Here is a 19,830-nt window from a genome sequence, read left to right as displayed (position 1 = left end):
CGGATCGAATGCGCCGCGTATAACGTGCCTTTCAGTTAGCGTCGCCTACCCCGCGATCTCCAGCCCCGCATTCGCATACACCACGCCGCCATCGACCGCGATGGTGTTGCCCACCACGTAATCGCCCGCGCGCGAGGCGAGAAAGATCGCAACGCCCGCCATGTCCTCGTCGGTGCCGATGCGCCGCGACGGAATGCGCTTGGCGACGTCGTCTGCGTGGTCGCGCGCGGCGCGGTTCATGTCGGACTTGAACGCGCCCGGCGCGATCGCGGTGACATTGATGTTGTCCTTGATCAGCTTCGTCGCCATGCGCCGCGTCAGATGGATCACCGCGGCCTTGCTCGCCGCATAGGAATAGGTCTCGCTCGGATTGACGAAGATGCCGTCGACGGAGGCGATGTTGATGACCTTGGCGGGCCGCTCGTGCGACGCCGCCGCGCGCAGCGGCTTCGCCAACGCCTTGGTCAGGAAGAACAGCGACTTGACGTTGAGGTCCATCACCTTGTCCCAGCCGCTTTCGGGGAATTCGTCGAACTCCGCGCCCCAGGCGGCTCCTGCATTGTTGACGAGGATGTCGAGCTTCGGCTCGAGCTTGATGATTTCGCCGGCGAGCTTGTCGCAGCCTTCGACGGTCGAGATGTCGATCGGCAGCGCGATGCATTCGCCGTCATGTTGCGCCGAGAGCTCTTTCGCGGTCGCTTCGCAGGGGCCTGCCTTGCGCGCGGTGATATAGACTTTCGCAGCTCCTGCACCGAGAAATCCTGCCGCGATCATTTTGCCGATGCCGCGCGAGCCGCCGGTCACGAGTGCGATGCGGCCTTTGAGCGAAAACAGATCGTTGGACATGGTGCCTCCCTTGGGTTGGCGACGTTTTGAGCGCCGCGGGGAGGGGAGTCAACTATGCCGCCGCGATCCGGCGGAAGCCGTTCCACATCGCGGTCGCGGCGCCCGAGGTCAGCACCGGCAAGATGCGCGCGTCCTGGTAATTTCCGTTGAGCGAGACGCGCGGCAGCGCGGTCATGTGGCCGGCGTTCTCGGCGAACAGCATGCCAGGGCGTGTCGTCACCGCGGTCTTGAAGCCGGCGGACGCGGCCAGCGCGAATTCGCGCATTCCTGCGGCTTCGCGGTCGCCATAGGGGTAGGCGAGATGCAGCACCTCGCGCTCCAGCGCGTTCTCGATCCGCGCCCGGCTCACGGCCATCTCCTGCGTGGCGATCGCCTCGCTCTGCTTGGCGAGGTTGCAATGGCTGATGCTATGGGCGCCGATCGTGACCAGCGGATCGGCGGCGAGGCGTTTCACCTCGTCCCAGGACAGACAGAGGCTGCGGCACAACGCGCCCATGTCGACACCATGCGCGGCGCAAAGTGCCTCGATCTCCCGCTTCAAATCGTACTCGCCCGGCAGCGCCCGCAGCCAGTCATGCAGACGGTCGAAGGCCGCCTGCTTCGCGGCCGGATTCGTCGTGTCGAGCCGCAGCGCGGAGTGGCCGATCTGCACGTCGACCTGCTCGGCCTTGGCGATGACGGCCTCCAGCGCGGTCCACCACAGCCGCCCGGTGCCTTCGGCGAAGTCGCTGGCGACGTAGATGGCCGCCGGCGCGTCGAATTCGCGCAGCACCGGTAGGGCATGGTCCCGGTTGTCGCGGTAGCCGTCGTCGAGGGTGATGGCCGCGAAGCGGCGATCGAACCGGCCCTGCACCAGCCGGTCGTGCAGTTCGTCCATGCTGACGATGTCGATCTCGCGCGAGCGCAGATGGCACAGCGCTGCGCGCAGGAAATCGGGGGTGACCTCCAGATGCCGGTTCGGCTGGAACGCACCCTCACGGGCCGGCCGCACGTGGTGCAGCATGAAGATCGCGCCGACGCCCGACAGCAGCGGACGCAGCAGATGGTGCGCCCCGCTGAAGTATAGTGCACCCAGCCCGGCGCGAATGACGTTGTTACGGAGTTGTTTCATGACCGGCTGGCGGACCCCAGGGCATTCCGCCCTCAACTTACGGAATGACCCTTGAAGAAAAAGTTATTCCAATTGTCCACGCACGGCCCCCGAAACGGCCCCATTTCCGGTTTGACAGCCTGCCAAGGGTTTGTTTTGTCTCCGGTTCCAGAGTTCGGGTCGTCGAATGCAGATGCTTTTCAGGTGGGCCAGCAAATGGTGGCCAGGGCTGATTCCCCTGGCCGTCATGTGGGGATTTGCGGCCTGGAATAATACCTTGCCGGTCGAGGCAGACCTGTCGGCCCGCAGCTCGGCCGCGCTCAAGGAGACCGTCCTGGACAAGACCCGGATCGCGGTCGACGGCCGTGACGTCCGCCTGGCGGCGGATGCATTTTCCGAGGAGGGCCGCCGCGACGCCGTGACGGCGGTCGAGATGGTTCCCGGCGTACGGCTGGTCGACGACCAGACCCGCCTTGTTCCCGAAGCCAAACCCTTCGTCTGGAACGCCGAGCGCGACGTGGTGCGGGTCACGCTGTCGGGCTCCGCGCCGCTGCCGTCGATGAAGGTGCGGCTGACGGACGCCGCGCGCAAGGAGGTCAACGGGACCGAGGTCGCCGATCAGATGGGCCTGGCGCGCGGTGCACCGGCGCGGTTCGAGGCCGCAGCCATGCTGCTGCTCGACCAGATCGGCAAGCTGAAGGACGGCAAGATCACGATAACAGACACCAAGGTCAGTCTGTCCGGCATGGCGCGCGACCTCGGTGGGCGCGAGGCGATCGCGGCGGCGCTGAAGAATCTGCCTGAAGGATTTTCGATCGCCGCCAACGAGATCAAGGCGCCGCCTTACATCTTCCAGGCCTACAAGGATCCGGTCGCGGCCACGGTGACGCTGACCGGCTACGTACCTGACAACAACGTCCACGCCTCGATCGCGACCAGCGCGTCGCGAAAGTTCTTCACCGAGAAGGTGGTCGACAGCCTCAAGGCCAGCATTGGCGCGCCCGGCTCGTTCAACACCGCCGTGGTCGCTGCACTCGGTGCGTTGTCGCGGCTGTCGACCGGCACGCTCGTGGTGTCCGATCGCGAGGTGAAGCTGTCGGGCGATGCGCTGTACGAAGGCGCTGCCAACGACATCCGCGCCGGCCTCGGCAAGGATTTTCCAAAGAACTGGCAATACAAGCCTGAAATCACCGTGAAGCCCGCGGCGGGGCCGGTCGACGGCACCGTCTGCCAGCAGTTGTTCTCGGAGCTTTTGGCCAAGGGCAAGATCCGCTTCGCAACCAAGCGCGCCGACATCGATCCTGACTCCGCCGGCATTCTCGATCATCTGATCGAGACCGCGCTGCGCTGCCCGACCACCAATATCGAGGTCGCCGGCCATACCGATGCCGACGGCGAGGACTCCTTCAACCAGGCGCTCTCCGAGAAGCGCGCGCAGGCGGTGATCGACTATCTGGTCAAGGCCGGCCTGCCGGCGGATCGTTTCACCGCGGTCGGCTATGGCGCCACGCAGCCCGTCGCCGGCAACGACACCGACGACGGCAAGGCGCAAAACCGCCGCATCGAATTTCTGGTGAGGTGATGATGCCCTATCTCGTCTCGTTCCACATGGGCTGGTTGATCGGCGCGGTCCTGTTGGGCTTCTGCATGGGCTGGATCTCCGTGGTCCAGCGCGGCAATGGCACCTCGAAGGTCACGGCGCGCTGGCTCGCCGCACTCGCGGCGGGCCTGGTCGGGGCCTCCTTCGCGCATGTTGTCCCGGGCCGCTTCGGCTACTGGCTCGATCTCGGCCTGGTCCTGTTCGCCTGCTACCTCGTCGGCTGCACCATCGGGGCGTGGCTGCGCTATTGGGTCGTCTCGCGCAGCCAGCCTGCGGCCTGACGGTTTCCTGGCCATATGCCGGGACCGGCATCCGGCAGGCATCAAGCTCCAAATTCAACATCCGCGAGTCATGCAGCGAGCTGTCCCGTCACGCGCGGACGGGACATTTCCTGGCGCGACGTGCTCAGCGGAAGCCGGCACTGAAATTGTGGTCGCGAATGCCGATGGCCTTGGCCTGCGCCGCGGACACGCCATCCCGGCACTGGATATACCGCAGCACTTGCGCGTCAGTGCCCGCGGAGTGCGCACGCCACATGTCGAGAGTGAAGCCGTTTTTGGCCATGCAGGCCTGCGAATGAGGACTGTCGTTGCGCTCTCTGGCGCCGGCGGGAGTGGTGGCAAGAACGATGACCGCGATGGCGGCACCGAGCAGAAGCTTCATGGTTTTCCCTTTATCATGCAAAGTATCACGCAAAATGCCTGGCTGACTTGACGGCTGCCCGGGGGCGACTGCCTCGTCCGCCGAAAACCTCGCCGATTGCAAGCTGGCTCGCCATAGGCCGTCGAGCGATAGCCACAGGTAGTTGTGCAAGGGCCGAGGAACGCTCAAGACGATCATCTCGTTACTCCCCCCGGAGGGCGCCCGGGATGGGCCAGCCGGCCCGTGGGGCCCCTCTTTCAACAGGCCGACGCTGCCCATAGATTGATTTCGACTTAAGCCGTGAAGGAACATTGTCCGGCCGAAATCATCAAAACTTCACGGCGACTGCGCAGGATTGCCATGGAGATTCGCGTCAGCCTTGCCGCCGAAAGCGCCAAACCGTGCATCAGGAGCCCGCAAAGCTGCCTAAAATATTGAAGGCACGTGATTTTGTTCACATTGGCGAATTCCACTCCGCCCCAAAACGCGCTAGTGGAGGGACGGGGGGCATGCGCGATGCTGGAGCCGGCGGCGAGGGTTCGTTGAGTGCCACTGCGTCGTTCGCCTGTTCGCCGGCCACCCTGGCCGCTGAAGCGTTATTCGAGGTCTAGATGCTGGAAGCCATACGCAGGGCGATGACGTTTCTGCGCCAGAAGCAAATCCTGCATAAGCTTGGAGTTGTGATCAGCGTCGCGGTCATCGGCATCGCTTGCTATGTGCTCTACCACATGCTGCGCGGCATCGACATGAACGAGGTGATCGAGGCGATCAAGAGCACCGAGCCGCGCCAGATTGCGATGGCCGCGCTGTTCGTCGCCGCGGGCTATTTCACGCTGACATTCTACGATCTGTTCGCCGTGCGCGCGATCGGCCATTCCCACGTGCCTTATCGCATCAATGCGCTTGCGGCCTTCACCAGCTATTCGATCGGACACAATGTCGGCGCCAGCGTCTTCACCGGCGGCGCGGTGCGCTACCGCATCTATTCGGCCTATGGGCTGAACGCGATCGACGTCGCAAAGATCTGCTTCCTCGCCGGCCTCACCTTTTGGCTCGGCAATGCTGCCGTGCTCGGCCTCGGCATCTCCTATCATCCGGAGGCGGCCGCCTCGATCGACCAGTTGCCGCCCTGGCTGAACCGGACGATAGCGATGATGATCATCGTCGCCCTGGTCGGATACGTGGTCTGGGTCTGGACCCAGCCGCGGGTGGTCGGACGCGGCCCCTGGACCGTGGTGCTGCCGGGCGGCCCGCTGACCTTGCTCCAGATCGCGATCGGCATCATCGATCTCGGCTTCTGCGCGCTCGCGATGTATGTGCTGGTCCCCGACGAGCCCAATCTCGGCTTCGTCGTCGTCGCAGTCATTTTCGTCTCGGCGACGCTGCTCGGCTTCGCCAGCCATTCGCCCGGCGGGCTCGGGGTGTTCGACGCCGCCATGCTGGTCGGCCTCTGGCAGATGGACCGCGAGGAGCTGCTCGGCGGCATGCTGCTGTTCCGGGTCCTCTATTATCTTTCCCCGTTTGTCATCTCTGTAATCTTGCTGACGTTTCGCGAGGTTATCATCGGCGCCCGATCGAAGCGCCTGCAGCAGGCGGCGCTCAAGCTCGATCCCGGCCCACCGCCTGAAGCCGCTTACGTGAGAAAGCGCAGCGACAGCAGCGGCGCCTGACCGGCGCCAGCCCCTAGGAGAAGTTCCGCCCCGATGGCGATCGACGCCCCATCTTCTCCCCCCGCACAGCCTTGGTCCGATCGGCTGCGGCATTCGACGATCATCCTGATCGCTGCTGCGCTGGCGCTCTCGATCGTGGTCTCCCTCGGCGAATTGTCGGCGCTGAACGCCGCGGTCATATTCCTTTGCATCGCGGCGGCTGCACTGATCCCGTGGCGGCTGCATGATACCGCTGCCTCACGCGAGGACGTCAGGCGCGTCAATCCGGTCGAGAGCGCGGCGGTGGCCGCTGTTGTCGCCGGCATGCCGGATCCGGCCGTGCTGCTCGACCGTGCCGGCCGCGTCATTCATCTCAACGCCGCCGCCTCCCAGCTTGCGCCGGCGTTGCGCAAGAACGAGCTTGCCCAGTTCGCGCTGCGCTCGCCGGAGATCATCACGGCGCTGCGCGAATCCATTGCGACCACCGAGCCGCGGCGCGCGACCTATCTCGACCATGTGCCGGTCGATCGCTGGATGGAGCTGATCATCACGCCGGTGCCGGTGCCGACCAATTTCGGCGGTGCGGACAAATGCATGCTGATGACCTTCCACGATCAGACGCCGCTGCGTCGGGTCGAGGAGATGCGCGCCGATTTCGTCGCCAATGCCAGCCATGAACTGCGCACGCCGCTGGCGGCGCTGTCCGGCTTCATCGACACGCTGCAGGGCCAGGCCAAGGACGATCCCAAGGCGCGCGAGCGCTTCCTCGGCATCATGCATAATCAGGCGACCCGCATGGCGCGCCTGATCGACGATCTGCTGTCGCTGTCGCGGGTGGAGCTGTCGGCCCATGTGCGGCCCGATACGCTGGTCGACCTGCTGCCGATCATCTTCCAGGTCGCCGACGGGCTCGAGCCGCTGGCGCGCGAGCGCCAGGTCGAGGTCGAGACCCATCTGCCGGAGACCCCGGTGATGATCGCCGGCGATCGCGAGGAGCTGCTGCGCCTGTTCGAGAATCTGATCGAGAACGCGCTCAAATACGGCGCCTCCGGCGGCCGCGTCATCGTGTCGCTGACCACGACGCCGGCGCCTGACGGAACTCAGGAAATCAGGGTCATGGTGCGCGATTTCGGCCCCGGCATCGCACCCGAGCACCTGCCGCGCCTGACCGAGCGCTTCTACCGGGTGGACGTCGGCGACAGCCGCTCGCAGGGTGGAACCGGGCTCGGATTATCGCTGGTGAAACATATTCTTAACCGTCACCGCGGCCGTCTTTTGATCGAAAGCGTGCCCAAGCAGGGCGCCACCTTCACCGCCTGTTTTCCCCCGGCTAAGACTTTAGTTTAATCAGAAAACGCAAGCGATTTCAATCGCTTGGTTGTGTCATCCGACTGTCACCAAACCTTCGTAAAAGCTCAGCCGACCGCTCCTAAAGGGGCGGCGCGGGGAGCGCGATCGGGCGCGGATGGCGCTTCGCTCCCCTGTATGGAGACCAGCATGAATTTCATCAAAACGATCGTCGCTGCCGGCTTGGTCGCCGCCACGACGACGGCGGCGTTTGCTGCCGATATCACCGGCGCAGGTGCGACGTTCCCGTTCCCGATCTATTCGAAGTGGGCTGACGCCTACAAAAAGGAGACCGGCAACGGCCTGAACTACCAGTCGATCGGTTCCGGCGGCGGTATCAAGCAGATCCAGGCCAAGACCGTGACCTTCGGCGCCAGCGATGCGCCGCTCAAGGCCGAGCAGCTCGAGAAGGACGGCCTCGCGCAGTGGCCGATGGTGATGGGTGCCATCGTTCCCGTCGTCAACCTCGAGGGCGTCAAGGCTGGCGAGCTCGTGTTCGACGGCGAGACCCTCGCCAACATCTATCTCGGCAAGATCACCAAGTGGGACGATGCCGCGATCAAGAAGCTCAATCCGAACGTGAAGCTGCCGTCGGAGGCGATCACCGTGGTCCGCCGTTCGGACGGTTCGGGCACCACCTTCAACTTCACCAACTACCTCTCCAAGGCCAGCGCCGACTGGAAGAGCAAGGTCGGTGAGGGCACCGCCGTCGAGTGGCCGGTTGGCGTCGGCGCCAAGGGCAACGAAGGCGTGTCGGGCAACATCAGCCAGACCAAGAACTCGATCGGTTACGTCGAGTATGCCTATGCCAAGCAGAACAAGCTGACCTACACCGGCCTCGTCAACAAGGCTGGCAAGTCGGTGCAGCCGACCGTCGAAGCCTTCCAGGCAGCCGCTTCCAACGCCGACTGGGCCAAGGCGCCCGGCTATTACGTCATCCTGACCGACCAGCCCGGCGACAAGTCCTGGCCGATCACCGCGGCGACCTTCATCCTCATGCACAAGGACGCCACCGACAAGGCGGCGTCGCAGGAAGCCATCAAGTTCTTCCGCTGGGCGTTCAAGAACGGCGGCAAGGCGGCCGAAGAGCTCGACTACATCCCGATGCCGGACAGCGTCGTCCAGCTGATCGAGAAGACCTGGGCTGCCGAGATCAAGAGCTAAGCGCTTTCTCTTCGGACGCGGTGCGGCCTCCAGTTTGGCCGCAACGCGGACCTCACGACTTTTCGGCCCCGGATCAGCCTCGTGCTGCTTCCGGGGCCCGAGACCAACAAAAAGCGTATATGACTTGGTACAGGGGATCGGCGTGGCAGAGATGGCCGTTCAGAGCGATGTAATCGACGACGCCGGACCGTATGATCGCGCAAAAGCCTTGAGCGCGTTCAAGCTCGGCGATGTCACCTTCTACTGGATCACGCGGCTTTCCGCGATCTCGGTGCTTCTCATTCTCGGCGGCATCATCCTGTCGCTGATCGTCGGCGCCTTCCCGGCGATGAAGGAATATGGCTTCGCGTTCCTGTGGACGCAACGCTGGGCGCCCTCGGCCGATCCGCCCGTGCTCGGTGCGCTGGGACCGATGTATGGCACGCTCGTCACCTCCTTCATCGCGATGCTGATCGCCATTCCCGTCGGTCTCGGCATTGCGATCTTCCTCACCGAGCTCTGCCCGCAATGGCTGCGCCGCCCGATCGGCATGGCGGTGGAGCTGCTCGCCGGCATTCCCTCGATCATCTACGGCATGTGGGGCTTCTTCGTGCTGGGGCCGTTCCTGGCCAACACCTTCCAGCCCTTCATGATCAAGATCTTCGACGGCGTCCCTGTGCTCGGCGCAATCTTCGCAGGTCCGCCGTCTTACCTCAGCCTGTTCAACGCCGCGCTGATCCTCGCGATCATGGTGCTGCCCTTCATCACCTCGATCTCGGTCGACGTGTTCAAGACGGTGCCGCCGGTGCTGAAAGAGGCCGCCTATGGCGTCGGCTGCACCACCTGGGAAGTGGTGCGCAGCGTGGTGATCCCCTACACCCGCGTCGGCATCATCGGCGGCGTCATGCTGGCGCTGGGCCGCGCCCTCGGCGAGACCATGGCGGTGACGTTCATCATCGGCAACTCGTTCCGCATCTCGTCATCGATCTTCGCGCCGGGCACCACGATCTCGGCGGCGATCGCCTCCGAATTCGCCGAGAGCGACGGCCTGCACCAGTCCGGCCTGATCCTGCTCGGCTTGTTGCTGTTCGTGTTGACGTTCTTCGTGCTCGCAGGCGCCCGGCTGATGCTGCTGCGTCTGGAAAAGAAGGCGGGGAAGTAACATGAACCCGATTTACGCACGCCGCCGCCGCAAGGACATCGTCGTCCGCGGGCTTTGCATCGGTGCCGCCGCCTTCGGCGTCACCTGGCTCGCGCTGATCCTGATCACGCTGCTCTACAACGGCCTGGCCGGCCTGAACCTCGAGCTCTTCGCCGCTGATACCCCGCCTCCGGGCTCGACCGAAGGCGGTCTGCGCAACGCCATCGTCGGTTCGCTGATCATGACCGTGATCGGCGTCGGCATCGGCGCGCCGCTCGGCCTGTTCGCCGGCACCTATCTCGCCGAGTATGGCCGCAACGACAAGCTGACCTCGGTGATCCGCTTCATCAACGACATCCTGCTCTCGGCGCCCTCGATCATCATCGGCCTGTTCATCTACGGCGCGGTGGTGGTGCCGATGCGTGGCTTCTCGGCGATCGCAGGCTCGCTCGCGCTCGCGGTCATCGTGATCCCGGTGGTGCTGCGCACGACCGAGGACATGCTGCTGCTGGTGCCGAACGCGCTGCGCGAGGCGGCCTCTGCGCTTGGCCTGCCGCGCTCGCTGGTGATCAAGCGGATCGCCTACCGCGCCGCGCGCTCCGGCCTCATCACCGGCGTGCTGCTCGCCACCGCCCGTGTCGCCGGTGAAACCGCGCCGCTGCTCTTCACCGCGCTGTCGAACCAGTTCTTCAGCCTCGGCCTGAACAAGACCATGGCCAACCTGCCGGTCACCATCAACAACTTCGTCCAGAGCCCCTACGCCTATTGGAAGCAGCTCGCCTGGAGTGGCGCGTTGCTGATCACATTGACCGTGCTTGCCCTGAACATTGGCGCGCGCATTCTCGGCGCCGAGAGGACCGCAAAATGACCGATCTGTCCGTATCCGTGAGCTCGAATGCTCATTTGGCGTCGCAGCAGCCGCTGCCGGAGGCGCCCGCCAAGGTGACGGTGCGCAACCTCAACTTCTATTATGGCGAGCATCACGCACTGAAGAACATCAACCTGGCGCTCGGCACCAACCGGGTCACGGCGTTCATCGGCCCGTCGGGTTGCGGCAAGTCGACCCTGCTGCGCATCTTCAACCGGATGTACGATCTCTATCCGGGCCAGCGCGTCACCGGTCAGCTCATGCTCGACCAGACCAACATCCTCGACCCCAAGCTGGATCTCAACCTGCTGCGCGCCCGCGTTGGCATGGTGTTCCAGAAGCCGACGCCGTTCCCGATGACGATCTACGAGAACATCGCGTTCGGCATTCGTCTCTACGAGAAGATCTCGAAGTCCGAGATGGACGACCGCGTCGAGAAGGCGCTGCGCGGCGGCGCGCTGTGGAACGAGGTCAAGGACAAGCTCAACGCTTCCGGCCTGTCGCTCTCCGGCGGCCAGCAGCAGCGCCTCTGCATCGCCCGCACCGTCGCGGTGCGCCCCGAGGTGATCCTGTTCGACGAGCCCTGCTCGGCGCTCGACCCGATCTCGACCGCCAAGGTCGAGGAGCTGATCCAGGAACTGTCCGAGAACTACACGATCGCGATCGTGACCCACAACATGCAGCAGGCGGCCCGCGTCTCCGACAAGACCGCCTTCATGTATCTCGGCGAGCTGATCGAGTTCGACGACACCAGCAAGATCTTCACGTCGCCGACCGACCGGCGCACGCAGGATTACATCACCGGCCGGTTCGGCTGAGGAGACAGGACATGGGTTCTGAACATACCGCAAAAGCCTTCGACACCGACCTCCAGGAGCTCACCCGCCTGGTCGCCGAGATGGGCGGCATCGCCGAGCGCATGATCGTCGACTCCGTCGACGCGCTGATCCGCCGCGACGTCGCGCTCGGCCAGCGCGTGGTCACCATCGACGCCGAGCTTGATACGCTGCAGAAGAAGATCGAGGAGCGCGCCGTGCTCACCATCGCGCGCCGCCAGCCGATGGCGGTCGATCTTCGGGAGATCGTCGGCGCGATGCGGGTTGCGACCGATCTCGAGCGGATCGGCGATCTCGCCAAGAACATGGGCAAGCGCGTCGCGGCGCTGGAGACGGATTTCCATCCGCTCAAGCTGTTCCGCGGCCTCGAGCACATGACCGACCTCGTGCAGCAGCAGGTCAAGTCGGTGCTGGACGCCTATGCCGCGCATGACCTGCCGGCGGCGATGGCGGTGTGGAAGGGCGACGAGGAGGTCGATGCCATCTGCACCTCGCTGTTCCGCGAGCTCCTCACCTACATGATGGAAGATCCGCGCAATATCTCGTTTTGCATCCATCTGATGTTCTGCGCCAAGAACATCGAGCGGATCGGCGACCACGCCACCAACATTGCCGAGACCGTGTTCTACATGATCGAAGGCCAGGCCATCACCGATAAGCGGCCGAAGGGCGACATGACGACGTTCGCCACGACGGTCCCGAACACCTGATTACGCAAGGAGCGACGACCCCATGGGCGCACGCATTATGGTGGTTGAGGACGAGGAAGCTCTGACCGAGCTTCTCCGCTACAACCTCGAAGGCGACGGCTATGACGTCGAGACGGTGATGCGCGGCGACGATGCCGACACCCGTCTCAAGGAGCACATTCCTGATCTGATCGTGCTCGACTGGATGCTGCCGGGGCTGTCGGGCATCGAGCTGTGCCGCCGGCTGCGGACGCGATCCGACACCAAGCAGCTGCCGATCATCATGCTCACCGCGCGCGGCGAGGAGAGCGAGCGGGTGCGGGGCCTGGCGACCGGCGCCGACGATTACATCGTCAAGCCGTTCTCGGTGCCCGAGCTGCTCGCGCGCGTGAAGGGCCTGCTGCGGCGCGCAAGCCCTGAGCGGCTCGCGACCATCCTCGCCTTCGGCGACATCGAGCTCGACCGCGAAAAGCGCCGCGTGGCACGCTCGGGCCGGCCGATCGATCTCGGGCCTACCGAATACCGCCTGCTGGAGTTCTTCCTGGAGCATCCCGGCCGGGTGTTCTCGCGCGAGCAGCTGCTCGACAGCGTCTGGGGCCGCGACATCTATATCGACGAGCGCACCGTCGACGTACATATCGGCCGCCTGCGCAAGCTGCTCAATCTCGGTCGTGAGCAGGACCCGATCCGCACCGTCCGCGGTGCCGGCTACGCGCTCGATGATCGGTTCGCGAAGGCGGAGCAGACATAGGGTTTGCGGGCGACTGGTTTAGTGAGCTGCGGCCACATTCTCAGCTGTCGTCCCGGGGTGCGCGCAGCGCGAGCCCGGGACCCATAACCACGGGGAGTGGTAGCTATGGATTCCCGCCTTCGCTGGGATGACACCGAATAATTGGCGCCGTCATCGTGTCACGGCCGCCGTCTTGGCAATCAATAGAATTGGTAGCTCAGCGCGTGCCGGGCTTCGCCGGTGCGCGACGCCGGTCGGCTGCCGGCTGATACGCCACCCGCGAGTGTTGAGCGCAATAGGGCAGGCCGGAGAGTGCCTTGCCGCCGCAGAAGAAGAAATCCGGGCTCGAGGGATCGCCGACCGGCCAATGGCAGGTTGCCTCGTTCAATTCGAGCAGCGACAGCCGCTGGCTCATCGGCACTACGTTGTCGTAGGTAACCGGCTCGGCCTCGACCTCGACCTCGAAGGCCTGCGCCAATGCGGTGTTGCCGCGCGCGATGGGCCTGCTCACCCGCATCATGTGCTGCGCGGGACGCGCCTTGCGCGGCCGCGGAGCTGCCGAAGACGGGCTCTTGGCGCGGCCGGACAGGCCGAGCCTGTGCACCTTGCCGATCACGGCATTGCGGGTGACATTCCCAAGCTCAGCGGCGATCTGGCTAGCCGAAAGTCCGGCCTCCCAGAGCTTTTTCAACTGCTCGACGCGATCGTCCGACCAGGTCAAAACCGTCATTGTAACCTTTCCTTCGCCGCGCGCCTGCCATCCTGGGGCGGCACAACGAATGCCTAAGCCTCGAAAAACCCGTGCCGCCAGAATCCCTTAAGGCTCGCCGGGCGTGACTAGAACGCCCGAACGTTTACGCCGGTACATGAGGACTCTTGGGATCAGAACCGCTGCACGAGATGTCGTATCTGACAAGCCAAACGCTACAATATGGCGTGACTCACGCGCAAGAGTCCGCCGACTCGCTTCCACATGTTCCGTGGTGAAAATCCCGCAAAATCGCCACCGCAAGACTACGGATTCAGCGTTTCGCGAGGCTTTCCGGGCGGCATTGACACCCGTTTCACCAGGCCTAAGATAGTCGCGCGTGCCGCCCTTAAAAGGCGGCACGTTTCGTTTTCCGGGCCGGTCAATGGTGCGTTGCGCAAAGCACGCGTTACACCGTCCGCAACATCAAGTGATCGTCATGACTAGCAGCGCAGCGCCGCATTTGCTCCCCGTTTTCGCCAGGGCCGACATCGGTTTTGAGCGCGGTGAAGGCGTCTGGTTGATCGCAACCAACGGCGATCGCTATCTCGATTTCACCTCGGGCGTGGCAGTGAATGCGCTCGGCCACGCCCATCCCGCGCTGGTCAAGGCGTTGCAGGAGCAGGCGACCAAGCTCTGGCACATGTCGAACCTGTTCCAGAGCCCGGACGGCGAGAAGCTTGCGAACCGTCTCTGCAACGAGAGCTTTGCGGACTTCGTGTTCTTCTGCAATTCCGGCGCCGAAGCGCTGGAAGGCGTGATCAAGCTGGTCCGCCATCACCATTTCTCCAAGGGGCATCCGGAGCGCTACCGCATCATCACGTTTGAGGGCGCCTTCCATGGCCGCACGCTGGCGACGCTCGCCGCGACCGGCTCTGCAAAATATCTCGAAGGGTTCGGTCCGCCGATGGACGGCTTCGACCAGGTGCCGCATGGCGACCTCGAGGCCGTGAAGAAGGCGATCGATCCCCACACTGCGGGTATCCTGATCGAGCCGATCCAGGGCGAGGGCGGGGTGCGCTCGTCGACGCCGTCGTTCCTCAAGGCGCTGCGCCAGCTCTGCGACGAAAAGGGCCTGCTGCTTGCGTTCGACGAGGTGCAGACCGGCATGGGCCGCACCGGCGATCTCTTCGCCCATCGCCGCACCGGCGTCACGCCCGACGTGATGTCGCTGGCGAAAGCGCTCGGCGGCGGCTTCCCGATCGGCGCGGTGCTGGCGACCGCGGACGCGGCCTCCGGCATGGGGCCCGGCTCGCATGGCTCGACCTTCGGCGGCAATCCGCTGGCGATCTCGGCTGCGAATGCCGTGCTCGACGTCATGCTCAAGCCCGGCTTCTTCGACCACGTGCAGAAGATGTCGCTGCTCTTGAAGCAGAAGCTCGCCTCCGTGATCGATCGTCATCCCGATATCGTCAGCGAAGTGCGCGGCGAGGGCCTGCTGATCGGCATCAAGGCCGTCGTGCCCTCGGGCGACCTGGTCGCAGCGCTCCGCAACGAAAAATTGCTCACGGTCGGCGCCGGCGACAATGTGGTGCGCTTGCTGCCGCCCTTGATCGTCACCGAAGCCGAGATCGAGGACAGCATCGGCCGGCTCGAACGCGCCTGCGCTGCGTTGTCCGGCAACAAGCGGGCGGCAAGCTGATGAGCAAGGCTCCAAAGCACTTCCTGGATATCAACGAGCTGCCGTTGTCGGAGCTCAAGAGCATGCTCGCGGCCTCCTCCGCCATGAAGGCGAAGCAGAAGGCGCATCAGCCGGTGAGGCCGCTCGAAGGCAAGACGCTGGCGATGATCTTCGAGCGTCCGTCGACCCGCACGCGCGTCTCGTTCGATGTCGCCATGCGCCAGCTCGGCGGCGAGCCCATCATGCTCACCGGTGCCGAGATGCAGCTCGGCCGCGGCGAGACCATTGCCGACACCGCGCGCGTGTTGTCGCGCTATGTCGACGCCATCATGATCCGCATCCTCAATCACGAGGCGCTGCTGGAGCTCGCGGCGAATGCGACCGTGCCCGTCATCAACGGCCTGACGCGGCGCTCGCATCCCTGCCAGGTGATGGCCGATCTCATGACCTTCGAGGAGCATCGCGGGCCGATCGAAGGTCGGACCGTGGCCTGGACCGGCGACGACAACAACGTGCTGGCGTCCTGGGCCCATGCCGCCGAGCGTTTCAAGTTCAAGCTCAATGTCGCGACCCCGCCGGAGCTGGCGCCGAAGAAAGTCATGCGCGACTTCATCAAGGCCACCGGCGCGCCGATCGTGATCGGCACCGATCCCGAGGCCGCCGTCAGGGGCGCCGATTGCGTCGTCACCGACACTTGGGTGTCGATGGGCGACAAGGAAGGCGAGCATCGCCACAACGTGCTCAAGCCCTATCAGGTCAATGCCAAGCTGATGTCGCTGGCCAAGCCCGACGCGCTGTTCATGCACTGCCTGCCCGCCCATCGCGGCGAGGAGGTCACCGACGAGGTGATCGACGGCCCGCAATCGGTCGTGTTCGACGAGGCTGAAAACCGCCTGCACGCGCAGAAGGGCATTTTGGCCTGGTGCTTTGACGCGGTGAAGTAACGCTGCGGTGGAGCGGGGTGGCTGTACGGCGACCCCATCCTCCGCTGTCGTCCCGGACAAGGGTAAGCGCAGATCAGGGACCCGTAATCACAGGACCTCGTTTGGCGATGAGTTGTCATCGCCGACAACAGCCTGATCCTGTGGTTATGGATCCCGGGTTCGCGCTTCGCGCGCCCCGGGACGACGCTGAGTTTGAGGCCCCTGTGCCTCTTCCATTTCCACCCTCCGACCCCAGATAAAGCGCCATGGTTTCCCAATCCCCTGACATGAAAACCGGGCCTGAAGGCCCGGTTCGCGCACCATCCGCGGTTCCGATCGATGACGCTGTGCTGCCCTACGAGGTCGATGCGCTCGATGTGCGCGGCCGCCTGGTGCGGCTTGGTCCTGCGCTCGACGACATCCTGACCAAGCATGATTATCCTGCGCCGGTCGGCAAGCTGCTCGGCGAGGCCATCGTGCTGACGACGCTGCTCGGTTCGGCGCTGAAATTCGAGGGCCGCTTCATCCTGCAAGCCCAGACCGACGGCCCGGTGTCGTTCCTGGTGGTGGACTATCAGGCGCCGGATCGCCTGCGCGCCTATGCGCGCTTCGACGCCGAGCGCCTCGGCGACGCCAGGGACTCCGGCGCATTGCTCGGCCGTGGCCATCTCGCCATGACCATCGACCAGGGGCCGGACATGAGCCGCTACCAGGGCCTGGTCGCGCTCGACGGCGGCAGCCTGGAAGATGCCGCCCACGAATATTTCCTGCGCTCCGAGCAGATCCCGACGCGCGTGCGGCTCGCGGTCGGCGAGGAGTGGCGCAGTAGCGACGGTGGCAAGCATCGCTGGCGCGCCGGTGGCATGCTGATGCAGTTCTTGCCGAAGGCGCCGGAGCGCGCACGGCAGGCCGACTTACACCCCGGCGACGCGCCTGATGGCGCCGAGGTGCACAGCATCGCCGAGGACGATGCCTGGGTCGAGGCGCGCTCGCTGATCGAAACCGTCGAGGACGTCGAACTGATCGATCCCGATCTCTCCGGCGAACGGCTGCTCTATCGCCTCTTCCACGAGCGCGGCGTGCGCGTGTTCAATCCGCTGGTCCTGAAGGCGCAATGCTCCTGCTCGCGCGACGCGGTCGCCTCCATGCTGAGGAGCTTTTCGCCGGATGATCGGAGTGCCATGGTCAAGGACGACAAGGTCGTCGTGACCTGCGAATTCTGCTCCTCGGTGTACGCGTTCACGCCGGACGAAGCGGGCGTCGAGGACGCGTAGCGCGGTAGGTAGGTTCGTACGGCACCTCGCTAATTCAACACCCGCTTGTTGTCCGGGCTGTCCAGCGAGAACGTCGGCACGTCGATCTCGAAGCGTTCGCCGCTTTCGCTGACCATCTGGTAGCGGCCGGTCATGAAGCCGGACGCGGTCGAGAGCGGGACGCCGGAGGTATATTCGAAGCGCTCGCCGGGGGCGAGCGTCGGCTGCTCGCCGACCACGCCTTCGCCCTTGACCTCCTGCTGGCGGCCGGAGGCGTCGGTGATGATCCAGTGCCGCGTCTTGAGCTGCACCGTCTCGTCGCCGGAATTGGTGATGACGATGGTGTAGGACCAGAAATAGCGCGAGCGGTCGGCCGACGACTGCTCCGGAACAAAGTTCGGCTCGACGGTCACTTCGATCTGGCGGGTCACGGCGCGGTACATGATTGCCATCATAACGAAATCCTGGCCGGGAACCAAACGCCGAAGTCCGCTTTGGCGACATCGTCCCGCCAGAATTGACGGGGAAGTACACCCCGAGAACACCCGTATGTGATCCCGCCGCTTTGCGAGGCGGCGACGGGACCGGTACACTCCTTTAAGCGTCGCGATTTGCGGAAGGGTTTTTGGGCCCCGATGACCATTGCCGATCAAGTGACGGGATCGACGATCGCGGGAACCGCGGGGGCCACGCCTGTGGGTGCCAAGCCCGTGGATGCCAAGCCCGTGGATGCAAAGCCGCGCATTGCCGCGCCGGCCATCACGCTGCCCGCCATCGGCGAGCGCGAGCTCAGGCTCGACCTGTTCCGGGGCCTCGCGCTGTGGCTGATCTTCATCGATCATCTGCCGCCGAATTTGCTGACCTGGTTCACGATCCGCAATTACGGCTTCAGCGACGCCACCGAGATCTTCATCTTCATCTCCGGCTACACCGCTGCCTTCGTCTACGGCCGCGCCATGCTGGAAAACGGCTTCCTCATCGCCACCGCGCGCATCCTGCGCCGTGTCTGGCAGATCTATGTCGCCCACGTCTTCCTGTTCACGATCTTCCTCGCCGAGATCTCCTACGTCGCGACCAGCTTCGAGAACCCGCTCTATACCGAAGAGATGGGCATCATGGATTTCCTCAAGCAGCCCGACGTCACCATCGTGCAGGCGCTGCTCTTGCGCTTCCGTCCCGTCAACATGGACGTGCTGCCGCTGTACATCGTCTTGATGCTGGCGCTGCCGCTGATCCTGTGGTCGATGAAGTGGCGGCCCGACGTGACGCTTGCGCTCTCGGCCCTGCTTTATGCGGCGACCTGGGAATTCGACCTCTATTTCTCGGCCTATCCGAACGGCTTCTGGGCGTTCAATCCGCTGGCCTGGCAATTGCTTTTCGTGTTCGGAGCCTGGTGTGCGCTCGGAGGTGCGCGACGCATGTCGCGCATCCTGGCTTCCCCCATAACGATGTGGATCTCGATCGCCTATCTCGTCGCGGCGTTCTACGTGACGCTGACCTGGTACCTGCCGCAGCTCTCGCACTTCATGCCGAAGCGGCTTGAACAGTGGATGTATCCGATCGACAAGACCGACCTCGACGTGCTGCGCTTCACGCATTTCCTGGCGCTGTCGGCGCTCACCGTTCGCTTCCTGCCGCGGGACTGGCCGGGGCTGAAGTCGCCGTGGCTGCGGCCGCTGATCGTGTGCGGCCAGCATTCGCTGGAGATCTTCTGCCTCGGCGTCTTCCTGGCCTTTGCCGGCCACTTCATCCTGGCCGAAGTCTCCGGTGGACCGGCCATGCATGCGCTGATTAGTCTCTCCGGAATCCTGATCATGTGGGCGATGGCCTGGGTGATTTCGTGGTACAAGCGCGTGGCCGACAAGAGCGGTACGAAAAACAAAGCCGCCGTCGGCAACGCCGATCTGGCGGGAGGGGGCTGATGAAGGCTAAGGTTCTCCTGAGCCTGATCCTGCTGTGCGGTGGTCTCGCTGCGCCTTCGGCGCGCGCGGGCGATGCCGTGCCTGCTGCGCCCGCAGCCTGCGAATTGCCGCCCTATCTGCTCGCCACCGACAGCCAGCTCCACAAGGTCGCCGACACCGTCAAATCGGGCAAACCGCTCGAGATCCTGGTGATCGGCAGCCGCTCCACCACCATTCCGGCCCAAGAGGACAGCTCCTATCCGGCGCGGATGCAGGCCGTCTTGAAGGACAAGCTGCCGCCTGCGGAGACTGTGCACGTATCCGTAGAAATACAGAGCAAGAAAACGGCGGAGGAAGCTGCCGGGACCTTCGTTAAGCTGATGGAAGCAAAAGCACCTACTTTGGTCATCTGGCAGACCGGGACCGTGGATGCTATCCGCTCCGTCGATCCCGACGATTTCCGCGGCGCCGTGACCGAAGGTGTCGCTGCGTTGCAAAATGCAGGGGCTGACGTCGTCTTGATGAATTTGCAGTACAGCCCCCGTACCGAAACCATGATCTCGGCACCGCCTTATCTCGATAACATGCGGGTGGTGGCACAGGAGCATGATATCCCGCTGTTCGACCGTTTCGCGATGATGCGGCAGTGGAATGATCAGGGTCAGTTCGACCTGTTCAGCCCATCCCGGGGCCCCGAGCTGGCGAAGCAGGTCCATGATTGCATCGGCCGGGCGTTGGCACAGTTCGTGATCGACGCAGCCCATCTGGGGCCGGCCGAGCAGCAAAATTGAGGTCTAGCGTTA

Annotated in this window: 20 protein-coding genes; 15 read left to right on the top strand and 5 right to left on the bottom strand. The window is 64.3% G+C overall.

Features of this window, described 5'->3' with window-relative positions:
- Nucleotides 1-45: 45 nt before the first annotated feature.
- The gene (locus ACWAT4_RS38180; protein ID WP_449729466.1) at nt 46-846 is read right to left on the bottom strand and encodes an SDR family oxidoreductase; all 801 of its coding nucleotides are present in this window, start codon (nt 844-846) and stop codon (nt 46-48) included.
- Nucleotides 847-898: 52 nt separating this feature from the next.
- Entirely contained in the window at nt 899-1,957 is a 1,059-nt protein-coding gene (locus tag ACWAT4_RS38175; protein ID WP_449729465.1) for a polysaccharide deacetylase family protein, read from the bottom strand.
- A 166-nt stretch (nt 1,958-2,123) separates the two neighbouring features.
- Here ACWAT4_RS38175 and ACWAT4_RS38170 point away from each other — a divergent pair, with 166 nt between their 5' ends.
- Both ACWAT4_RS38170 and ACWAT4_RS38165 read left to right on the top strand, forming a co-directional pair.
- Nucleotides 2,124-3,518: an OmpA family protein gene (locus tag ACWAT4_RS38170; RefSeq protein WP_212424399.1), complete on the top strand. Its 1,395-nt coding sequence runs from the start codon at nt 2,124-2,126 to the stop codon at nt 3,516-3,518.
- Between the two features lie 2 nt (nt 3,519-3,520).
- The gene (locus tag ACWAT4_RS38165) at nt 3,521-3,817 is read left to right on the top strand and encodes a hypothetical protein (RefSeq protein WP_212302911.1); all 297 of its coding nucleotides are present in this window, start codon (nt 3,521-3,523) and stop codon (nt 3,815-3,817) included.
- A gap of 124 nt (nt 3,818-3,941) precedes the next feature.
- Here ACWAT4_RS38165 and ACWAT4_RS38160 read toward each other — a convergent pair whose 3' ends face one another.
- Nucleotides 3,942-4,376, bottom strand: coding sequence for a hypothetical protein (locus ACWAT4_RS38160; protein WP_212447000.1), 435 nt, complete (start codon nt 4,374-4,376; stop codon nt 3,942-3,944).
- A gap of 413 nt (nt 4,377-4,789) precedes the next feature.
- Here ACWAT4_RS38160 and ACWAT4_RS38155 point away from each other — a divergent pair, with 413 nt between their 5' ends.
- The 8 genes from ACWAT4_RS38155 to phoB all read left to right on the top strand — a co-directional run bounded on the left by ACWAT4_RS38155 (nt 4,790) and on the right by phoB (nt 12,602).
- Entirely contained in the window at nt 4,790-5,848 is a 1,059-nt protein-coding gene (locus tag ACWAT4_RS38155) for a lysylphosphatidylglycerol synthase domain-containing protein (protein ID WP_212302866.1), read from the top strand.
- 33 nt (nt 5,849-5,881) lie between these two features.
- Entirely contained in the window at nt 5,882-7,174 is a 1,293-nt protein-coding gene (locus ACWAT4_RS38150; protein WP_449729464.1) for an ATP-binding protein, read from the top strand.
- Nucleotides 7,175-7,324: 150 nt separating this feature from the next.
- Nucleotides 7,325-8,338, top strand: coding sequence for a phosphate ABC transporter substrate-binding protein PstS (gene pstS / locus ACWAT4_RS38145; RefSeq protein WP_212302862.1), 1,014 nt, complete (start codon nt 7,325-7,327; stop codon nt 8,336-8,338).
- A 151-nt stretch (nt 8,339-8,489) separates the two neighbouring features.
- Nucleotides 8,490-9,479, top strand: a complete 990-nt coding sequence (gene pstC / locus ACWAT4_RS38140) for a phosphate ABC transporter permease subunit PstC (protein WP_212302909.1) — start codon at nt 8,490-8,492, stop codon at nt 9,477-9,479.
- A gap of 1 nt (nt 9,480) precedes the next feature.
- Nucleotides 9,481-10,326 carry a phosphate ABC transporter permease PstA gene (gene pstA, locus ACWAT4_RS38135; protein ID WP_212302861.1) on the top strand — a complete coding sequence of 282 codons (846 nt, stop codon included), beginning with the start codon at nt 9,481-9,483 and terminating at the stop codon, nt 10,324-10,326.
- Nucleotides 10,323-11,144, top strand: a complete 822-nt coding sequence (gene pstB, locus ACWAT4_RS38130) for a phosphate ABC transporter ATP-binding protein PstB (RefSeq protein ID WP_212302859.1) — start codon at nt 10,323-10,325, stop codon at nt 11,142-11,144. Before pstA ends, pstB begins: the two co-directional genes overlap by 4 nt.
- Nucleotides 11,145-11,155: 11 nt before the next feature.
- Nucleotides 11,156-11,872 (top strand): phosphate signaling complex protein PhoU, encoded by a 717-nt coding sequence (gene phoU / locus ACWAT4_RS38125; protein ID WP_212302857.1) that lies wholly within the window; start codon nt 11,156-11,158, stop codon nt 11,870-11,872.
- A 22-nt stretch (nt 11,873-11,894) separates the two neighbouring features.
- Nucleotides 11,895-12,602: a phosphate regulon transcriptional regulator PhoB gene (gene phoB / locus ACWAT4_RS38120; protein ID WP_212302856.1), complete on the top strand. Its 708-nt coding sequence runs from the start codon at nt 11,895-11,897 to the stop codon at nt 12,600-12,602.
- A gap of 196 nt (nt 12,603-12,798) precedes the next feature.
- Here phoB and ACWAT4_RS38115 read toward each other — a convergent pair whose 3' ends face one another.
- On the bottom strand, nt 12,799-13,311 hold the full coding sequence (locus ACWAT4_RS38115; protein ID WP_018644522.1) for a GcrA family cell cycle regulator: 513 nt from the start codon (nt 13,309-13,311) through the stop codon (nt 12,799-12,801).
- 457 nt (nt 13,312-13,768) lie between these two features.
- Here ACWAT4_RS38115 and ACWAT4_RS38110 point away from each other — a divergent pair, with 457 nt between their 5' ends.
- From ACWAT4_RS38110 to ACWAT4_RS38100, 3 genes are all read left to right on the top strand, one after another.
- Nucleotides 13,769-14,971 carry an aspartate aminotransferase family protein gene (locus ACWAT4_RS38110; protein ID WP_449729463.1) on the top strand — a complete coding sequence of 401 codons (1,203 nt, stop codon included), beginning with the start codon at nt 13,769-13,771 and terminating at the stop codon, nt 14,969-14,971.
- Nucleotides 14,971-15,894 (top strand): ornithine carbamoyltransferase, encoded by a 924-nt coding sequence (gene argF / locus ACWAT4_RS38105; protein ID WP_212302852.1) that lies wholly within the window; start codon nt 14,971-14,973, stop codon nt 15,892-15,894. The genes ACWAT4_RS38110 and argF overlap by 1 nt, the downstream gene beginning before the upstream one ends.
- Nucleotides 15,895-16,139: 245 nt before the next feature.
- The gene (locus ACWAT4_RS38100; protein WP_212447002.1) at nt 16,140-17,147 is read left to right on the top strand and encodes an Hsp33 family molecular chaperone; all 1,008 of its coding nucleotides are present in this window, start codon (nt 16,140-16,142) and stop codon (nt 17,145-17,147) included.
- Nucleotides 17,148-17,176: 29 nt separating this feature from the next.
- Here ACWAT4_RS38100 and apaG read toward each other — a convergent pair whose 3' ends face one another.
- Nucleotides 17,177-17,569 carry a Co2+/Mg2+ efflux protein ApaG gene (gene apaG, locus ACWAT4_RS38095; protein ID WP_212302907.1) on the bottom strand — a complete coding sequence of 131 codons (393 nt, stop codon included), beginning with the start codon at nt 17,567-17,569 and terminating at the stop codon, nt 17,177-17,179.
- Between the two features lie 192 nt (nt 17,570-17,761).
- Between apaG and ACWAT4_RS38090 the strand changes: the two genes are divergently transcribed.
- Together ACWAT4_RS38090 and ACWAT4_RS38085 are read left to right on the top strand one after the other, a co-directional pair.
- Entirely contained in the window at nt 17,762-19,048 is a 1,287-nt protein-coding gene (locus tag ACWAT4_RS38090; RefSeq protein ID WP_212302848.1) for an OpgC domain-containing protein, read from the top strand.
- The gene (locus ACWAT4_RS38085; RefSeq protein ID WP_212302847.1) at nt 19,048-19,818 is read left to right on the top strand and encodes an SGNH/GDSL hydrolase family protein; all 771 of its coding nucleotides are present in this window, start codon (nt 19,048-19,050) and stop codon (nt 19,816-19,818) included. Before ACWAT4_RS38090 ends, ACWAT4_RS38085 begins: the two co-directional genes overlap by 1 nt.
- The last annotated feature ends 12 nt before the right edge of the window (nt 19,819-19,830 follow it).

It is taken from the genome of Bradyrhizobium sp. T-1, from assembly GCF_053592855.1.
The sequence above is the reverse complement of the archived record's forward strand: the minus strand, read 5'-3'. Positions and strand labels throughout refer to the sequence as shown.